This window comes from Variovorax sp. 01T439_2 (genome assembly GCF_056398445.1).
On the sequence record NZ_JBFTPJ010000538.1, the window covers coordinates 1 to 4,086 of the forward strand.

The 4,086-nt window shown below is 69.0% G+C and carries 2 protein-coding genes; both read right to left on the reverse strand.

The features are described from left to right. The coding region (locus tag AC1DOC_RS22630; protein WP_478130522.1) for a molybdopterin-dependent oxidoreductase at window positions 1-2,627 on the reverse strand (2,627 nt) is incomplete at its 3' end. Next, window positions 2,624-4,086: NADH-ubiquinone oxidoreductase-F iron-sulfur binding region domain-containing protein (locus tag AC1DOC_RS22635; RefSeq protein ID WP_478130523.1), on the reverse strand; the 1,463-nt coding region annotated here is incomplete at its 5' end. The genes AC1DOC_RS22635 and AC1DOC_RS22630, both read right to left, overlap by 4 nt.

Below are 4,086 nucleotides of genomic sequence, written 5' to 3' on the forward strand. Positions count from 1 at the left end.
GTGATCACGTCGCCGGCCTCCAGGCCCAGCTTCAGCAGGTCGGCCTGGTTCATCGAGGCCGTGGCCATGGGCTCGAGCGCATCGAGCACCGTGGCGCGGCGCGTCATGCTGCCGGTGTGCCAGTGCTCGAGCTGGCGGCCGGTGATGAGCACGAAGGGGTACTCGGCATCGGGCCGCTCGTCGGCCGGAATGATGTCGGCCGGCACCAGCTTCACGCGGCCGTCGGCCGTGGGAAAGTCGTCGATGAACACCGTGGGCTGGCCCGGGTCTTCCTCGCTCAGGCAAGGGTAGGTCACGCTCGAATCGCGCTGCAGCCGCTCCCAGCTGATGCCGCTGATCACCGCATGCATGGCCTGGCGCATTTCCTCGTAGACCGCGGCCACGCCGGATTCCTCGCCCTCGTAGTTCCACGCGAGGCCCATGCCGCTGGCGATCTGCTGGATGATCCAGAGATCGGGCCGCGCGTCGCCCGGCGGGTTGAGCGCGCGCTTGCCCAGCTGCACCATGCGGTCGGTGTTGCTCACCGTGCCGGTCTTCTCGGGCCAGGCGCTCGCGGGCAGCACCACGTCGGCGAGCCACGCGGTCTCGGTCATGAAGATGTCCTGCACCACCAGGTGCTCCAGGCTCGCGAGCGCATGGCGTGCATGGTTCAGGTCGGGGTCGCTCATGGCCGGGTTCTCGCCCATGATGTACATGCCGCGCACCTTGTGCGGATCGGTGTCGGGCGCGAGCGCCTTGTGCATGATCTCGACCACGGTGTAGCCCGGCGTCGCATCGAGCGGCGTGCCCCAGAAGTCCTCGAACCACGCATGCACCGCCGGGTTGTCGACGCGCTGGTAGTTGGGGAACATCATCGGGATCAGGCCCGCGTCGCTCGCGCCCTGCACGTTGTTCTGGCCGCGCAGCGGATGCAGGCCCGAGCCCGGCTTGCCGATCTGGCCGGTGACGGTGGCCAGCGCAATGAGGCAGCGCGCGTTGTCGGTGCCGTGCACGTGCTGGCTCACGCCCATGCCCCAGAGGATCATCGCGCCCTTGGCCGTGGCAAAGGCGCGCGCCACCTCGCGCAGCGTTTCGGCCGGCACGCCGCAGATCGGCGCCATCGCCTCGGGGCTGTAGCCCTTGACGTTCTCGCGCAGCGCTTCGTAGTTGCTGGCGCGCGTGCGCACGAACTCCTGGTCGACCAGGCCTTCGTCGATCACGGCGTGGATCAGCGCGTTGAGCATGGCCACGTCGGTGTCGGCCTTGAACTGCAGCGTGCGCCAGGCATGGCGGCTGATGTCGGTGCGGCGCGGGTCGGCCAAGACGATCTTGGCGCCGCGCTGGGCGGCGTTCTTCATCCAGGTGGCGGCCACGGGGTGGTTGGCCGTGGGGTTGGAGCCGATGACGAAGATCAGCCCTGCATGCTCCACGTCGTTGACCTGGTTGCTCACCGCGCCCGAGCCCACGCCTTCGAGCAGCGCGGCCACGCTGGAGGCGTGGCACAGCCGCGTGCAGTGGTCGATGTTGTTGCTGCCGAAACCCGTGCGCACGAGCTTCTGGAACAGGTAGGCCTCTTCGTTGCTGCCCTTGGCCGAGCCGAAGCCCGCGAGCGACTTGGGCCCGTGGCTGTCGCGCAGGCCCGAGAGCTTGCCGGTGGTGAGCGCGAGCGCCTCTTCCCAGGTGGCTTCGCGGAAATACTCGCTCCAGTCGTCCGGCCGCGGTGCATCGCCAAAATCCTTGGGCATGCCGGCCTTGCGGATCAGCGGCTTGGTCAGGCGCTGCGGATGGTGCGCGTAGTCGAAGCCGAAGCGGCCCTTCACGCACAGGCGGTTGTGGTTGGCCGGGCCGTCGCGGCCGTCGACGCTGACGATCTTCTCGTCTTTCACGTTGTAGGTCACGAGGCAGCCCACGCCGCAGAACGGGCACACCGAATCGACCTTGCGGTCGACCGCTTGCGAGCCGATGTGGCTCTTGGGCATGAGCGCGCCGGTCGGGCAGGCCTGCACGCATTCGCCGCAGGCCACGCAGGTGCTGTCGCCCATCGGGTCGTCCAGGTCGAACACGATCTTGCTGTCGCCGCCGCGCAGCGCATAGCCGATGACGTCGTTGACCTGCTCCTCGCGGCAGGCGCGCACGCAGCGGTTGCACTGGATGCAGGCATCGAGGTTGACGGCCATCGCGGGGTGCGAGATGTCGGCCTTGGGCTGCTCGCGGCGCAGCGCCTTGAGTTCGGGCCGCACCGCGATGTCGAGCTTCTTCGCCCAGGCGCTGAGCTCGCCGTGCTGCTGGGTGGCGTCGTCGCCGATCCACTTGTAGCCCTGGTCGGGCATGTCGGACAGCAGCATCTCGACCACCATCTTCTGGCTCTTGAGCGCGCGCTCGCTGGTGGCCTTCACTTCCATGCCGGCCGTCACGTTGCGGCAGCAGCTGGGCGCGAGCGTGCGCTCGCCCTTGACCTCGACCACGCAGGCACGGCAGTTGCCGTCGGCGCGGTAGCCGTCCTTGAAGCACAGGTGGGGAATCTCGACGCCGTGGCGCTCGGCCGCCTTGTAGATGGTCTCGCCATCGAAGGCCTGGATGGCTTGGCCGTCGAGGGTGAATTCGATGGTTTGCGGCATCAGTTCCGCAAGTTTCGACGGGGCGTTCATGCCACCTCCTCCGGGAAGTATTGCTGGATGCAGCGGATCGGGTTGGGGGCCGCCTGTCCGAGTCCGCAGATGGAGGCGTCGCCCATGACCTGCGCGAGGTCTTCGAGCGTGGCGTTGTCCCACACCGGCGCATGCATCAGCGCCGCGGCCTTGGCGGTGCCGACGCGGCAGGGCGTGCACTGGCCGCAGCTCTCGTGCTCGAAGAAGCGCATCACGTTGAGCGCGGCGTCGCGGGCGCGGTCGTGCTGGCTCAGCACCATTACCGCGGCCGAGCCGATGAAGCAGCCGTAGGGTTGCAGCGTGTCGAAGTCGAGCGGAATGTCGTTCATGCGCGCCGGCAAAATGCCGCCCGATGCGCCGCCCGGCAGGTAGGCGTAGAGCGAGTGGCCGTCGAGCATGCCGCCGCAGTATTCGTCGATGAGCTCCTGCACCGTGATGCCCGCGGGCGCGAGCTTGACGCCCGGGTGCTTCACGCGGCCACTCACGCTGAAGCTGCGCAGGCCCTTGCGGCCGTGGCGGCCGAAGCCGCTGAACCAGGCCGCGCCTTTCTCGACGATGTCGCGCACCCAGTAGAGGGTTTCGAAGTTGTGCTCCAGCGTCGGGCGGCCGAACAGGCCCACCTGCGCGATGTAGGGCGGGCGCATGCGCGGTTCGCCGCGCTTGCCCTCGATGCTTTCGATCATGGCCGACTCTTCGCCGCAGATGTAGGCGCCCGCGCCGCGCCGCAGCTCGATGCGCGGCAGCGCGCAGGGCGGATCGGCCTGCAGCCGCGCCAGCTCGGTTTCGAGCAGCGCGCGGCAATCGTGGTATTCGTCGCGCAGGTAGATGTAGCACTGCTCGATGCCGACGATCTGCGCGGCCACCACCAGGCCTTCGAGGAAGCGGTGCGGATCGCGTTCGAGGTAGGTGCGGTCCTTGAAGGTGCCGGGCTCGCCTTCGTCGATGTTGACCGCCATGAGCCGGGGCGCCGGCTGGTCGCGCACGATGCGCCACTTGCGCCCGGCCGGAAAGCCCGCACCGCCCAGGCCGCGCAGGCCCGAGTCTTCCATGGTCTTGATGATGGCTTCGGCGTCTTCCTCGCCGTTGACGAGCGCGGACGCGAGCGCGTAGCCGCCGTGCGCGCGGTAGGTGGCGTAGTCGGTGAAGGCCGGCATGCGCTCGATGGCGCCGGGCAGCGGCGAGATGCTTTTTTCGGCGAACGCGGCCGCGTCGAAGTACGCGACCGTGGCTTCCTCAGGATCGGACTTCAGGGCCTGCAGCACCTTCGCCGTGGTCGCGAGCGGCACGGCCTGCCGGTCGACGGCCACCGCGGGCGCCTGCTCGCAGCGGCCGATGCAGGGCGCCGCAATCACGCGCACGTCGCCGCCCTCGACGCCGAGCAGTTCGGGCAGCCGCGCCAGCAGATCCCTGGCACCGGCCAGTTCGCAGGCCAGGCCGTCGCACACGCGCACCGTGAGGC